This window comes from Candidatus Solincola tengchongensis (genome assembly GCF_015711935.1).
Lineage (GTDB): Bacteria > Actinomycetota > Geothermincolia > Geothermincolales > RBG-13-55-18 > Solincola_A > Solincola_A tengchongensis.
Genome location: NZ_JACVJJ010000041.1, coordinates 25,745 through 39,938, shown reverse-complemented (window position 1 = coordinate 39,938; position 14,194 = coordinate 25,745). Strand labels below are relative to the sequence as shown.

8 protein-coding genes are annotated in these 14,194 nt (G+C 65.5%); 2 read left to right on the top strand and 6 right to left on the bottom strand.

All coding sequences use genetic code 11. The annotated features are described in order from the left end of the window. Nucleotides 1–468 precede the first annotated feature (468 nt). On the bottom strand, nt 469–2,598 hold the full coding sequence (locus tag H7007_RS02950; RefSeq protein ID WP_287153003.1) for a sodium-translocating pyrophosphatase: 2,130 nt from the start codon (nt 2,596–2,598) through the stop codon (nt 469–471). Between the two features lie 501 nt (nt 2,599–3,099). On the opposite strand from H7007_RS02950, the gene H7007_RS02945 reads away from it, so the two are divergent. After that, nucleotides 3,100–3,774 carry a metal-dependent transcriptional regulator gene (locus H7007_RS02945; RefSeq protein ID WP_287153002.1) on the top strand — a complete coding sequence of 225 codons (675 nt, stop codon included), beginning with the start codon at nt 3,100–3,102 and terminating at the stop codon, nt 3,772–3,774. A gap of 378 nt (nt 3,775–4,152) precedes the next feature. Here the strand turns inward: H7007_RS02945 and H7007_RS02940 are convergent, their stop codons facing one another. After that, complete coding sequence (locus H7007_RS02940; RefSeq protein ID WP_287153001.1) at nt 4,153–4,803, bottom strand: translin family protein; 651 nt, start codon at nt 4,801–4,803, stop codon at nt 4,153–4,155. Between the two features lie 365 nt (nt 4,804–5,168). Here H7007_RS02940 and H7007_RS02935 point away from each other — a divergent pair, with 365 nt between their 5' ends. Next, the gene (locus tag H7007_RS02935) at nt 5,169–6,320 is read left to right on the top strand and encodes a pyridoxal phosphate-dependent aminotransferase (protein ID WP_287153000.1); all 1,152 of its coding nucleotides are present in this window, start codon (nt 5,169–5,171) and stop codon (nt 6,318–6,320) included. Nucleotides 6,321–6,585: 265 nt separating this feature from the next. Here the strand turns inward: H7007_RS02935 and H7007_RS02930 are convergent, their stop codons facing one another. From H7007_RS02930 to H7007_RS02915, 4 genes are all read right to left on the bottom strand, one after another. Beyond that, a complete protein-coding gene (locus H7007_RS02930; protein ID WP_287152999.1) occupies nt 6,586–8,013 on the bottom strand; it encodes a phenylacetate--CoA ligase family protein in 1,428 nt (475 codons plus the stop codon). A 714-nt stretch (nt 8,014–8,727) separates the two neighbouring features. Next, nucleotides 8,728–11,535, bottom strand: a complete 2,808-nt coding sequence (locus tag H7007_RS02925; RefSeq protein WP_287152998.1) for a SpoIIE family protein phosphatase — start codon at nt 11,533–11,535, stop codon at nt 8,728–8,730. Between the two features lie 500 nt (nt 11,536–12,035). Continuing rightward, nucleotides 12,036–12,668 (bottom strand): V-type ATP synthase subunit D, encoded by a 633-nt coding sequence (locus tag H7007_RS02920; RefSeq protein ID WP_287152997.1) that lies wholly within the window; start codon nt 12,666–12,668, stop codon nt 12,036–12,038. A 39-nt stretch (nt 12,669–12,707) separates the two neighbouring features. Then, a complete protein-coding gene (locus tag H7007_RS02915; protein ID WP_287152996.1) occupies nt 12,708–14,084 on the bottom strand; it encodes a V-type ATP synthase subunit B in 1,377 nt (458 codons plus the stop codon). Between the last annotated feature and the right edge of the window lie 110 nt (nt 14,085–14,194).

Genomic DNA, 14,194 nt, shown 5'->3' with positions numbered 1-14,194 from the left:
AGTATGGCCCGGCCCAGCTCGAAGACCAACTCCGCCGTCCTTTCCTCTATCTCCTCTATCCCCTTCGCTTCCTCCGCAAGACGTAGTATGATTTCGTTCAGCAAGAGAGATCACCCCTTTCTTCCTGTTAACTTAGCTTGTTTTGTCAGGATGATAGGGTGGTCTCTCGACTCTTTTCAACCCGGAAAGCGCCTACTGAAACGATACAGCACCGTATCCTCTCGCGGGACCGGACCCGGAAGCCTATGATGCGCGCCGGTGGTGGGAGAGATCCGGGTTTCCCCTCTCCACCCGGTCCTCGCGGCGACGTCTTCCAAAAAGCAGCGCAACCTTAAAATGGGGAGGCCATTCCCTGATCGCGGATGGAACGTGCGAGAGGATCATAAGCGGCGTGCGACGCTTTCACCCCAGAGAAAGGGCGAAAGAAAAGGGCCGCCCTCGCCGGAGGGCGGCCCCGCAACTCCAAGCCTACTTCACGAAGAGGGGCGCGAACACCAGGGCGATCACCGTCATGACCTTGATCATGATGTTCATGCACGGCCCGGCGGTGTCCTTGAAGGGATCGCCCACCGTGTCGCCCACCACAGCGGCGGCATGGGTGGGCGTGCCCTTCCCGCCCAGGTTCCCGGCCTCGATGTACTTCTTGGCGTTGTCCCACGCCCCGCCGGCGTTGGCCATGAAGATGGCCATGAGGAAGCCCACCACCAGGGCCCCTCCCAGGTACCCGGCCAGCGCCTCGGCGTTCCAGAGGCCGATGACGATGGGGCTGAGGACGGCGATGGAGGCAGGGGCGATCATGTAGCGCAGGGCGCCCCTGGTGGAGATGTCCACGCACCGGGCGTATTCCGCGCTGACCCCTTCCTTCCCCTCCAGGAGGCCGGGAATCTCCCGGAACTGCCGCCGCACCTCCTCCACCATCTTGTTGGCCGCCTTGCCCACGGCGCTGATGGCCAGGGCGGCGAAGAGGAAGGGGAAGGCGGCGCCCAGGAAGAGCCCGATGACCGTCTGGTAGTGGCTGAGGTCGATGGAGGACACCTTGGCCGCGTCGGTGAAGGCCCGGAAAAGGGCCAGGGCGGTGACCCCCGCCGAGGCGATGGCGAAACCCTTGGCGATGGCCGCCGTGGTGTTCCCGGCGGCGTCCAGGCTGTCGGTTATGCGGCGCACCTCCGGCGGTTGCCCGCTCATCTCGGCGATGCCCCCCGCGTTGTCGGCGATGGGGCCGTAAGCGTCCACGGCCACCACCGTCCCCGTGGTGGAGAGCATCCCGATGGCCGCCAAGGCGATGCCGTATATACCCCCGGAAACACCGAGAGATCCCGCCGCCGATCCTCCCATGGCCCAGCGTCCCGCCAGGTAGGCGGCAGCGATGGCGCCCACCAGGAAGATGATGGAAGCGGTGGTGGATTCCATGCCCACGGCTATACCGGAGAGGATGTTGGTCGCCGAGCCCGTGGTGCTGGACTGGGCCAGGTTCTTCACGATAGGGAAGGCATCCGAGGTGTAGACCTCGGATACCTGCCCGATGAACATCCCGGCGAAGAGTCCGGCCACTATCCCGATGAAGAAACCGACCGGGTTCTTGACCCCGGGGGTGTTCCTGAGGAACAGGGTGACCAGGAAAAAGGTGGCGATGGTGGTCAGCACCGCCGCGCTGTAGGTGGCCAGGGACAGTGAGCGCCCGGGATGCCCGCTCTCCTTGCCCCTGACGATGAAACTGGCCAGTATGGAGCAGGCGATCCCCACGGCGGCGATGGCCAGCGGCAGCACCATGCCCTTCCAGGCGTGGCCCGTCCCGGCGAAGAGGATGGCCCCCAGGGCCACAGGGGCGACTATGGAGCCCACGTAGGACTCGTAGAGGTCGGCACCCATGCCGGCCACGTCACCCACGTTGTCTCCCACGTTGTCGGCTATGACTGCCGGGTTGCGGGGATCGTCCTCGGGTATGCCCGCCTCCACCTTTCCCACCAGGTCGGCGCCCACGTCGGCGGCCTTGGTGAAGATGCCCCCGCCCACCCTGGCGAAGAGGGCGATGGAGGAGGCGCCCAGACCGAAAGCCGCCACAACGTCGGGGACCGAGTTCCTGCCCAGCTCGGGTATCACCTGGAGCACGGTGTTGGGCGCCCACCACTTGGTCATCAGCAGGTAGACCAAGGAGACCCCGAAGAGTCCCATCCCCACCACGGAGAGACCGGTCACCGAGCCGCCCCGGAAGGCCAGGCGCAGGGCTCGCCCCATGCCCTCCTTGGCGGCCTGGGTAGTCCGGCAGTTGGCCCGCGTGGAGACGGTCATGCCGATGACCCCGATGCTCCCGGAGCAGAGCACACCGAAGATATAGGCCAGGGCCTGATACCTACCCACGGGAAGGTCCCCGTTCTTCACGAAGATGAACATGGCCAGGGCCACCAGGAGGAGGAACCAGATGGCGGTCGAATATTCGCGCTTGAGAAACGCCGCCGCCCCTTCCTGAATGTGCCTGGAGATGGACTGCATCTTTTCGTCGCCGGGATCCTGCTTGAGCACCCACCAGGCGTAGAAACCCGCGGTGCCCAGGCCCAGTAATCCGGCGATGAGCGTGATATAGGGCCAGGCGTTCTCCATCTCATCACTCCTTTCCCCGATAGACGTTCATCCCTTCCCGCTCCTGTTCGCGCTCCCGACCGTTCGCGGCCTGCGGTCACGAGCATCGTCGATCTCAGACCCCTGATCGCCCGTGACCCTTCCCCGCACGACCGCCGGCCATCCATAAACCGCTCTGCGCTCCCCGTGTTCCGCGGTCCCGGTTTTCCCGCCGCCATGGTCCGGAAAGGCGGCGTTCTCCCGGCTCCGGACCGGGTTACGGAGTGGGGAGCTTCCGCTCCGCCACCCTCACAGAAGAGGTTCGCATCGGCTCGGCCCCTCACCGTGCGAAGAAAACCGCACGGACCGTCTCCCCGATGACCTCATTCGCAGACAACATCTTCGCGGTTTAGGCGGGGTCCTCTTCGGGACCCGCACCCGTCGCCTCCGCCCCGTGGTCGAGGGCCAGGCTTGCCTTGAAAATTCGGAATGCCGAAATTATAATTTGGGACATTCAAAATTTCAAGGACCGTGGGAGGGTCGATGAAAAGTTCTCGGCAACCGTCCTTGCTCGATCAGCACTGCGATTACCTCAAGCACATCTTCCGCCTCCAGCAGGCGCAGAGCCCCGTCTCCACTTCCGCCCTGGCGGAATCCCTCAAGGTCGCCCCTTCCACGGTCACCGACACCTTGAAGAAACTGTCCCAGAAGGGGCTCATCAACTACACACCCTACCACGGCATAACCCTCACCCCCAAGGGCGAGAAGCTGGCCGTCAAGGCCATCCGGCGACACCGTATAGTGGAGCGTTTCCTCACCGACATGCTGGGCTTCGAATGGCACGAGGCCCATGAGGAGGCCCTCCGTTTCGAGACCCAGCTCTCCGACGAGGTGGAGAGGCGGCTCTTCGTGGCCCTCAACCGCCCCAAGGTGTGCCCGCACGGCTACCCCATCCCTTCCAAGGTGGAGGATGTCCGCGTGGAGGAGACCACCCTCTACTCCCTGGAGCCCGGGGAGCGCGCGGAGGTCATCAGCGTGAAGGACGATGAGCCGGAGCTCCTGCAGTTCATGGCCTCCCTGGGTATCAAGCCCGGGGTGAAGATCAAGGTGGTGGCCAAGGACCCTTTCAAGGGCCCCCTGCAGGCGGTGGTGGGCCGTAACCGCCGCACGGTAGGCTGGCACCTGGCCAACTCCATCCACGTGCGCAAACTGGACTGAACGCGCCAGCCGGACCGGGCGGATCCCTATGGGCAGCCGTCCCCGCAAGCGCACCATCCCCATTCCTCCCAAAGGCAATGGAAGCCGGCTCCCACGCCTGCACATCCGGCGTTTCCCGACAAAAGGACCAACACCTTCAGCCACCTGTGGGGAAGAGGCCCACTCTATCCACGTCCGCAGGCAAGAGCAGAGATACGATGAAGGAAAACCGCGGGCCAAGATCGGCATGTCCCGGGTCCGTGTATAAGAAGAAACCGTTCCCCGCTATCTCCTTACTCCAAGAGCCTTAAAAGCTCTTCCCACAGCGATATACGTGGCCAGGAGAGAAAACCGCTCCCCCTCTCTCCTTTCCGGGTCGGCGCACGAGACTAAGCGGCTTCAACGATCCGATGTATCGGTCCCCGCCTCCAGGCGCGCTTCCAGCTCGGAGATGGCCTGGCGGAGCTTGCTCTGCCTGATGGCGGTGGTGAGGTCGCCCCGGGTGCGCTCGATGATCCCCCGTGCCATGTCCGTGGTGCGGCGCAGGTTACCGGTTATGGCGTCCGGGTAATCGAAGGACACCAGGAGGTAATAGATGTCGTCCATGTGGCTGAGGAGCTCGTCGCTGCGTTCCAGGTGGCCCTCTCTTATGAGGTCCAGGATGGCCCGGCGCAGCTCCCCCACCGCCTCGCCCAGACCGTTGAGGTAGGCGGGGTATTCCACCCCCAGCTCCTCGGGGCCAGGCAGGGGTTCGCGGTAGATGAGGGCGAAGGTCACCCGGGCCTCGGCGTATTCCTTCTGGGCGTCGTGGACGAAACCGGCGGTGTACACCTCGGGGTGGTCCTCGGTCATGTGGGTTATGCTCGAGGAGAGGCCTGCGGCCTGCTGGAGGAGTTTCTCCGCCTCCTCTCTTTCGCCGCGGTGAACGGCGCGGATCACGTAGCTCGAGGTCTGCACCAGGGATCGGCACAGCCTAAGCACCTCCTCCCGGGTGTTGTTCTTGGCCTCGAAGTCCGCTCTGATGCGCGCGCGCAACGCCTCCCAGTCCATATCCTCCCCTTTCCGGCACGGACGGCCCTTGGAAACCAATATACACCATGAGGGGGCAATGGCCAGCATCCTGGGTGACGCGTACCGGTCTTTTTGCCTCAGGGAGGCGCGGCGATAGGCATACATCCGGGAGAGTTCCGGCATCCTCCCGCTCGGGAATGCGGGTCTCCTGTATCCGTCCTTCGGAAAGGAGACCCGGTGGATGGGGCACGCGGAGGGTGGAGATACGTTCATTCAAGGGGACCAAGAGACATCCAGTGCGACTATGCGGGGCTCTCCGAAGGAAAGATGGCTGCGGCACGATGTATTATAATTACCCGCATACCAATTTCCCGTAAGGGATATCGAGCTCCGGGAGGTATCCTATGATCGCCAGGAGGGGAGAGCGCATCCCTCCCTTCATCGTCATGGAGGTGCTGGAGAAGGCCCAGCACATGGAGCGGGAGGGCCGCGACATCATCCACATGGAGGTGGGCGAACCCGACTTCGACACCCCACGCTGCATTAAGGAAGCCGCCTATCGCGCCATGCTGGAGGGTAAGACGCGTTACACCCACAGCCAGGGGGTACGTGAGCTGCGGGAGGCCATCTCCGAACATTACTTACAGAAATACCATGTGGAGGTGGATCCGGACCGCATCGTGGTCACCAGCGGCAGCTCCCCGGCCATGCTCCTGCTCTTCGCCGCCCTCCTGGACCCCGGGGACGAGGTCATCCTCTCCAACCCCTGCTACGCCTGTTACCCGAACATCGTCGAGTTCGTGGACGGGAGACCGGTGGAGGTCCCCGTGTTCGAGGAGGACGGCTTCCAGTACCGCCCGCGGGAGATAGAGAAGCGCTTGAGTGCCAGGACCAGGGCCATCATCATCAACTCCCCCTCCAACCCCACGGGTAATCTCCTGGAGCCCGAGGTCATGGAGGAGATAGCCTCCCTGGCCGAGAAGGGGCTCTACGTGGTCAGCGACGAGATATACCACGGGCTGGTCTACGAGAGCAGGGAGCACTCCATCCTGGAGTTCACCGACCGGGCTTTCGTGATCAACGGTTTCTCCAAGCTCTATGCCATGACCGGCTGGAGGCTGGGCTACCTCATCGCCCCGCCGGAGTTCATCCGCCCCGTGCAGAAGATGATGCAGAACCTCTTCATCTCCGCCAACGACTTCGTGCAGTGGGCGGGCATCGCCGCCCTCACCGAGGCCGCCGAGGACGTGGAGGCCATGGTGCGCACCTACGACCAGCGACGCCGTTTCCTCCTCCCCCGGCTGCGGGAGATCGGCTTCGGGGTGGCCGTGGAGCCCCAGGGCGCCTTCTACGTGCTGGCCAACGCCCGCCGTTTCACCCGGGACTCCTACTCCCTGGCCATGGAGCTTCTGGAGAAAACCGGGGTGGCGGTCACGCCGGGCATAGACTTCGGCAGCGGCGGTGAGGGATACCTGCGCTTCAGCTACGCCAACCACCTGGACAGGATCCGGGAGGGGATGCGCCGCCTGGAGGAATACCTGGTCCGGCGGGATTGAACGGCCTCCCTCCCGGAAGGCGACCGCCGGGAGGGGCGAAGGAGTCACCCCCCGGCCGGAAAGGGAAGGCCCTACCCCTCACCCGGCCTTCCATCCACCCGCGATGTTTAGGGGTTCCCGAGAACCGCGTAAGCGGGATAGGCCGACCTTTCGGCGGGTCCCGTGAGCCTGACCATAAAGGGACAAGAGGCGCCCTGGTCACACGGGAGGGGATTATGGGGGGCCGATTCGCGGAGCCCGCTGCTTCGGGGAAGGCCCTTCATGCTCAACGCCGGTCCACGATGCGCGTGGCCTTGAGGATACGGGAGGGGTCGTAGATCTCCGGGGACTGCACGTATTCGATGTGCGGGGTTATCCCCACCGCCTCGCGTACCCTGGCCACCACCTCTTTCTCCAGGTCCTGGCGCAGCCTCCCGGCCACGGAGAGGCGGAGGGTCAGCCGGTCCGGGCTCAAGGGGTCGCCGGGCCTTTCCTTCTCCACCACCAACTGGTATTCCACCACGCCACGCACCGCGGCCAGCTGGTTCCTCACCGCCTCGGGATTGACCAGCCTCCCGTCCACGCGGATGACCTTGTCCGCGCGCACGGCGTAGGTGGAGCCCATGCGGATGACCAGGCGCTCCCCAACCCTCCCGCAATGGGGACAGGCCCCTCTCTCCAGCGCCGCCAGGTCTCCCACCAGGTAACGGAGGAGCACCGTGCCACGCCGGTCCAGATGGGTGAGGGCTAAGAGGCCGAGCTCGCCCTCGGGAAGGGGGCGCAGGGTCCGGGGGTCCAGGACCTCCAGGTGATAGAGGTCGGGAGCAGGGTTGTGGTCACCCCCGGACTCGCAGCACTCCACGAAGCTCCCCTGGAACTCGGTGAACCCGTAGCCGTTGACCACGAAAGCCCGCGCGGCCTCGCCGGTAAGGTGGGCGCGCATCTCCTCGCGCATCCCCTCGGTCACCGTCTCCCCCAGGGAGAGGATCACGCGCACAGAGGAGAGGTCGGCCCCCGCCTGCTCCCCCCGCAGGATGAACCTCCTCACCTGGCGCCCCATGCCCGCCAGCACGGTCGCCCGGTGCCCGGCGGCCAGCTCGAGGGCCTCGTCCAGGGTGCGGTGGAGGGGGAAGCCCGGCGCGTCCCTGCCGGTGAGCGCGTTGACCAGCCTCATGCCCACCGAGGAGGCGAGGTGTACGGTCCGCTGGAAACCAATGTGCGGCAGGTTGCCGTAGGGGAAGAGATTGAGGAGGGTATCCCGGGGGGTCATCCAACATATCTCCGCCGTCCGGCGCATGGCCAGAGTGATGTTGTACATGTCGTAGGTGGTGTTGAAGAAGGGAGCCGGCGTCCCTGTGGAGGTCCCCGAGGTGTAGGTTATCTCGTAGGTGGCGTCCAGTTCCCCCGGCGGGTCCACGGCGAGGAGGAAGGCCAGGGGGTTGCGCAGGTAGGCCTCCAGAGGGGTGACCGGTATCCTCTCCAGGTCCCCGAGGGATTGGACCTTGTCCACTTCCACCCTCTCCCGGCGGAAGAGCTCCCGGTAATAGGGGCTGAAGCGGGCGGCCAGCTCCAGCTGCCTCCTCAGGTTCCTCTCCTGGAGGCCCGCCAGTTCCTCGGGACTCATCCAGAGTGGATTCCGGGTTTCCCGGCGGTACACGCTCCAGGAGCGCGCGAATTCCCGGGCTCTCTCCGGGGTCACCTCTCCGGCTTTCATCCCGTCAACCACCTCGACAGCCGATAACGCCTACGACGCCCGCCGGGTGACCTCCCTCCGCCCGGCGCTCTTCCATTATAAACCCCTCCCGGCCGGCCTCCCGGAACCCCGGGCCGAGGCCACGCCGCCTGCCGGGATCCCTCGCGGCCCGCAACCGCGCCCTTCCGAATCCACCGCATTCGCCGAAAATGAAATGAAAGGCATGTTTGGTATTTGGCAAACCCAGGCAATCGCGCTGCGAGGCGGACTTGAGCCTCCCGCTACCTGCACTCATCGCGTTCGGCGGCTTGCTGCTCGCAGGATTCGCCACACTCGCCGACGTTAACCTATATGGTATATTATGGTATTTGACACTCCGACATTACCGCTGCGAGGCGGACTTGAGCCTCCCGCTCCCGACACCTCTCGCGTTATGCGGCCGTCCTCCGCCCGGTTTGGCGCGGCGGTCTCGTAAGGCAAGAGGGATACGGAGATTCATGGCCTATGGTATCTCGCCCCCCTCGAGCGGAAGGGCCGAGCTCACCCTCCTCCCCCTCACCGCCGGCAACCGTCCTTCGCTGAGCTCGCCCGCGTAGTTCGGTACTTGGCAATTCATGGTATATGGTAATATTTGGTTATCGCCACAGGACGAGGATGCCTGCCTTCCCTCACAGGGTCCCCTTCCCCGCCGGCCACCATCCCTCGCCGGACTGGAAGGTGCAGATCCCGCTCGGCTCATGCCATCCCTTGGCCGCCGAATCCCGGGCCTCCCGCATCTCCCGCCACCGGCCCCCATCCCGGTCCCGGAACGCTCATTCCGGAGGCTATCAGGTGGCCGCCCTTTTCCCCTTCCGTTCCCGGCTTCCTCTCCTTCACGTCGCAGAGGAGAAGGGTGAAATCGTCCTCCATGGCCGCCCCGCAGAAACGGCGCAGCACCTCCACCAGCTCGTTGAGGAAGGCCTCCGCGGAGCGCGACCCCGCCTCCTTGAGGAAACGGCGCAGCCGCTTCTCCCCGAAGGGACGGCGGCGGGAGTCGCGGCAGTCCACCACCCCGTCGGTGTACAGGAAGACCCGGTCGCCGGGCTCCAGGTCCACCTCCTCCACCTGGAGGTCCATGCTCTCGAAAGCCCCCAGGATGGTGCGCCGCTCCGAGGGGAGGGTTACAACCTCCCCGCCCCTGCGGATGAGGTAGGGGTCGTTGTGGCCGGCGTTCACGTAGCGGAAACGCAGCGTGCGCAGGTCCAGCTCCCCGTAGAGGATGGTTATGAAGCGGTCCTCCAGGCGGTGGGGGTAGAGGGCCTTGTTGGCCTTCCGCATGACCTCCAGGGGATCCCGGCGGTCCACGGCCTCGGCGCGCACGGCGCTCATGGCCAGAGTGGCCAGCATCGCCGCCGGGATGCCGCTGCCCGCGGCGTCCCCCACCACCACCACCAGACGGTCTCCGTCCACCCAGTAGTCGTACCAGTCGCCCCCCACGATACGCGCCTGCTCCATGTGGGCCACCACCTTCACCGCCTCGTTCTCCAGGGAACCCTGGGGAAGCAGCGCGCTCTGGATGCTGGCGGCGATGTCCAGCTCCTTGTCCATCAGGGCCAGGCGATGCATGCGTTTCTGCTCCGTGATGTCCCGGAAGACGCAGATCACGTTCTCTATCTGCCGTTTCTGATTGCGGATCACCGAGAAGGACCCGCTTATCCACACCTTCCCGCCGTCACGCCTCTCGTACTCCATCTCCGGGAGCACGGCCCTCTCCCCTCGGAAGGCGGCCTCCACCGGGCAGTCCAGCATGGAACAGGCCCCCGGCTCCGGGTTCTCCTCCCGGTAGAGGACCTCGTGGATGTGCCGCCCCAGGGCCTCCTCCTGCCGCCATCCGAAGAGCTCCCCGGCGGCCGGGTTGAAGAGGACGATGTTCCTCGCGCGGTCCACGACCATGATGGCCTCGGGGTTGGCGGAGACGATGGCCTCGCTGCGTTCCCTTTCCCGGTAGATGCGCTCGTTGGCCTCCAGTTCCTGGAGCCTCCGCTCCCGCTCCTGGATGCGCTGGCGTAGCCCGGCCTGGGAGATGGCCACCGCCGCCTGGGCGGAGAGGACCCTCACCGTCTCCATCTCCTCGGGCTCGAAGGAACGCGGGGAGCGCACGTTGCCCAGCACCATCACCCCCGATACCGCGCCTTCCCGGAAGAGGGGGACGATGAGGCAGGACCTCAACCTGAAGGAGGTAAGGTGACCACGTTCCACGCGAGGGTCGCTGCCCACATCCGCCACGGCCAGCATCTCCCCCCTCCGCACCGCTCGGCGCGTGACCAGGTCGGCCTGGGAAAGGGGGAGGCGGCTTCCCTTGAGCCGCCGGTTCAACGGGGTGGTCAGGCCATGGCCCCTCACGAACTCCAGCTCTTCCTCCTCCGGGTGGTAGAGGAAGAGGATGCACCTCTCCACCCCGGCCACCTCGGCCACCTTGCGCAGGACCACGCCCACCGCCTGGTCGAAACTCACCGCCGCCGCCGCCTCCTCGGCCAACTCCTTCATCATCTCCATCTCCCGGGCTCGCCTCCTCTCCAGCTCGAAGAGGCGGGCGTTCTGGATGGCCACCCCAGCCTGGGGGGCGAAGGCGGCCAGGAGGGCCATGTCCAGGCGGTCGTAGGAGCGGGGCTCCGCGTCGTAGAGCTCCAACCCTCCAAGAGGAGTGTGATCCTTGAGGATGGGGCAGGACAGGGCGGAGCGGACCCTTCCACCACGGGTGGGGACGGGGAGGGAGAGTCCTCGGAGCCTGTCGTCCGCGCCGCTGACCGGCGCCCCCGTCCGGAACGCCCGGCCCAGCAGGGTGCGCTGGGGGTCCACCCGGCGCCCCTTCGTCCACGGGGGGGCCAGCCCCATCTGGGCCACCAGGACCAGCTCCCCCCCTCCCTCCTCGAGGAGGTAGACCGCGCCCATGGGGGACTGCACGATCCCCGCCGCCACCTCCAGGATCTGGTTGAGCACCGCCTCCAGGTCCATGGTCGAGGTTATGGTCCGCCCCACCTCCAGAAGACCGTGCAGCTCGCGGAGCTGGCGGCTGACCATCTCGTCCTTGGTCTCCAGGTAGGAAGCGGAGAGGGCGGCGAGTATCTCGGCGTTCACCTCCCCCGAGGCCTTGAGGAAATCTATCCACTCCCCGGCGGCGACCTCACCTTCCTTAACCGCCGGGAGGACGCGGTCCCAGATAATGGCCTCCACCAGGAACACCGCCCTCACCAGGTCTCCCAGGGGGATGTTCTGCATCACCCGGCTTCTCCCCACCCGGCGGGCGTAAGCGTAGAGCTCGTCGCGGGCCGCATCCTTCCTCACCAGAAAGCCGGTGGTCCTGCGGATGAGCTCGGTCAACTGCCTACGGACATCGGCCCTGGCTTCCGCGGAGAGAGCGGCATAGGTGGGTATGTTGCGCTCGAAGGTCTCCTGTATCTCCCCCACCAGGCCGGCGAGGCGCAGGGAAAGCTTGCCGGCGAAGTCGTTCAACATCGGCCCACCCCGTGACCTTTCCCCCTCTGCGGGGCGCGCACCGGCCATCAAGGGACCTCCTCCTCGACCAGCCCCCGGCACGGAGAGGAAGACTCGCCGCCGGACCCTCACTCCCGGGCGGGCTTGACCCTTGCGCCCCGCCCCTCGAGAGGGCCTCCCGGCGCCTTGAAGGGTAGACAAGACAGCCCTCGGAGGTCATTTCCTTCCTCAAAAAGTATATGTGGCGGGGAAAAGGTCTGTCAAAAAGCGGAAGAGTTCCCCCTTCGGCTCGGCGCGATAATCTCCCGTAAGGTATGCCCTCCATACCCGCGGACAATAAGGCAGCGGAGCGAGCGGAAACCGATGCCCTCAGTGCGCCGAACAGGGCGGTGAGCGGAGGGGCAGGCCTTCAAAGCCCCTAAAGAGGCGGCGTCACGGCGCCTGCGTCAGCTGGAGGCTTACCGTCACGCAAAATCCCATTCCGGGCGGTCCGGGCGAGGCTGCGAGCGGCGCGGCGGGAAAACCTTGAGGATGTGTCGGGCCCGTGAAATCCAGGGGGGCCCGGGGGCTCAGCGGGAGGCGGCCTCTTCCTGCATGCTCTTTATCTTCATGAGCTGGGTGCGATAGGAGCGCTCCATCTCGTCCAGCTTCATGGTGATGTAGACGATGGTCTCCCGGAGGGAGGGTATGAGCACGTGCTCCAGGGCGTTCACCCGCCTCCTGGTGCGCTCTATCTCCTGGGCCAGGAGACTCACGTTGTTCTCCATCTCCGCCAGCCTCACCAGGTCGGGCAGGAGGTCCCGGTAGTTGAGGAGGGCGGCGTCCAGGGAGAAGGGGGTGGAGATGAAGCTGTAGCAGTCGAAGTCGCCCTCCGTGCGCACCTCGAAATGGGGCACCCTTACCCCCATGATGTTCGCCCTCTCCACCTCCACCTCCAGGCTCACGGTGGGGACGGAGAGGGACTCCTCCACCTCCTCGGTGATGGCCTCGGAGCGGGCGATGGCGAAGATGAGATGGGCGTCGGCCAGGCGGGACTCCACCTCCCGGCGCAGCTCCCGGCTCTCCTGGACCAGGACCATGAACTGCTTCATGAGCTCGTCCAGCTTGTCCTTGAGCAGCTTGTGGCCCCGCTCCGCGATGGCCGCTCGCTTGCGCAGCTTCAGGAGCTCCATGCGGTTGGGGTTCACCTGGATGCGCGCCATCTTCCGCTCCTCGTCTCAGGATCCTCCGTCCCCGCCGCCTCAGCCAGCATTTTCCATATATTTCCTTATATGTTCCTCCTTCACCCGCTTCAGCTCGGCGCGGGGGAGGATGCGCAGGAGGTCCCAGCCTATGGCCAGGGTCTCCTCTATGCTGCGGTCCTCGTACTCCCCCTGGCGGATGAAACGGTCCTCGAAGGCCTCGCTGAACTGGACGAAGAGCCTGTCTTCCTCGGAGAGGGCCGCCTCTCCCAGGATGACCGCCAGCTCCTTGGCCTCCTTGCCTCGTGCGTAGGCCGAGAAGAGCTGGTTGGATAGAGGGGAGTGGTCTTCGCGCGTCTTGCCCGGGCCGATGCCCTTCTCCTTGAGCCGGGAGAGGGAGGGCAGGACGTCGATGGGCGGGTAGATGCCCCTCCGGTGCAGGTCACGGGAGAGGATGATCTGCCCCTCGGTGATGTAGCCGGTGAGGTCGGGTATGGGGTGCGTCTTGTCGTCGTCGGGCATGGAGAGCACCGGGATCTGGGTGATAGACCCCTTGGCCTCCTTTATCCTCCCCGCGCGCTCGTAGATGGTGGCCAGGTCGGTGTACAGATACCCGGGGTAACCCCGCCGTCCGGGCACCTCCTTGCGCGCCGCGGAGATCTCCCGCAGGGCCTCGCAGTAATAGGTCATGTCGATGAGGATGACCAGGACGTGCATGTCCAGGTCGAAGGCCAGGTACTCCGCGGCGGTGAGAGCCATGCGCGGAGTGGCGATGCGCTCGATGGCCGGATCGTCGGCCAGGTTGATGAAAAGCACCGCCCGCTCTATGGCCGCCGTGGAGCGGAACTCCTGGATGAAGAACTCCGCCTCCTCGAAGGTGATGCCCATGGCGGCGAAGACCACGGCGAACTCCTCCTCCGCCCCCAGCACGCCCGCCTGGCGGGCGATCTGGGCGGCGAGGCGGGAATGGGGCAGCCCGGCCCCGGAGAAGATGGGGAGCTTCTGTCCCCGCACCAGGGGGTTCAGGCCGTCGATGGCCGAAATGCCGGTCTGTATGAAGTCGGTGGGGAAGTCCCTGGCGTAGGGGTTTATGGGGTTCCCGTTGATGTCCAGCCTCTTGTCCGGGATTATGCGCGGGCCCTCGTCGATGGGGCGTCCCAGTCCGTCGAAGACCCGGCCCAGGATGTCCCGGCTGACCGGGAGCTCCAGCCCGCGACCGGTGAAGCGCACCTTGGTCCGGGCGATGTTCAGGCCGCTGGTGGCCTCGAAGGACTGCAGGAGGACCAGGTCCTCCTCCACCTCAAGGACGTTGCCCAGCCCGACGGTCCCGTCCGGGAACTCCACCTCCACCAGCTCGTTGTATTTGGCCCCCTCCACGCCCTCCAGGAGGATCAGGGGCCCCACGATCTCTTTGACCGTCAGGTACTCCTTGAGCATCTTCTCCGACTCCTTCCCCACTAGCTACCCGCCGCAGGCACGGGACGGGCGCCGCTTCCTGCCTTTACGCGGCGCATCCCGATATCTTCCAATCTATTCCATTCGCCGCC

What these genes read in the sequence shown, in the direction of transcription:
- H7007_RS02940 (WP_287153001.1), bottom strand. Translation starts at nt 4,803, where the DNA reads ATGGACTGGGAGGCGTTGCGCGCGCGCATCAGAGCGGACTTCGAGGCC.
- H7007_RS02935 (WP_287153000.1), top strand. Translation starts at nt 5,169, where the DNA reads ATGATCGCCAGGAGGGGAGAGCGCATCCCTCCCTTCATCGTCATGGAG.
- H7007_RS02920 (WP_287152997.1), bottom strand. Translation starts at nt 12,668, where the DNA reads ATGGCGCGCATCCAGGTGAACCCCAACCGCATGGAGCTCCTGAAGCTG.
- H7007_RS02915 (WP_287152996.1), bottom strand. Translation starts at nt 14,084, where the DNA reads ATGCTCAAGGAGTACCTGACGGTCAAAGAGATCGTGGGGCCCCTGATC.
- H7007_RS02925 (WP_287152998.1), bottom strand. Translation starts at nt 11,535, where the DNA reads ATGGCCGGTGCGCGCCCCGCAGAGGGGGAAAGGTCACGGGGTGGGCCG.
- H7007_RS02945 (WP_287153002.1), top strand. Translation starts at nt 3,100, where the DNA reads ATGAAAAGTTCTCGGCAACCGTCCTTGCTCGATCAGCACTGCGATTAC.
- H7007_RS02950 (WP_287153003.1), bottom strand. Translation starts at nt 2,598, where the DNA reads ATGGAGAACGCCTGGCCCTATATCACGCTCATCGCCGGATTACTGGGC.
- H7007_RS02930 (WP_287152999.1), bottom strand. Translation starts at nt 8,013, where the DNA reads ATGAAAGCCGGAGAGGTGACCCCGGAGAGAGCCCGGGAATTCGCGCGC.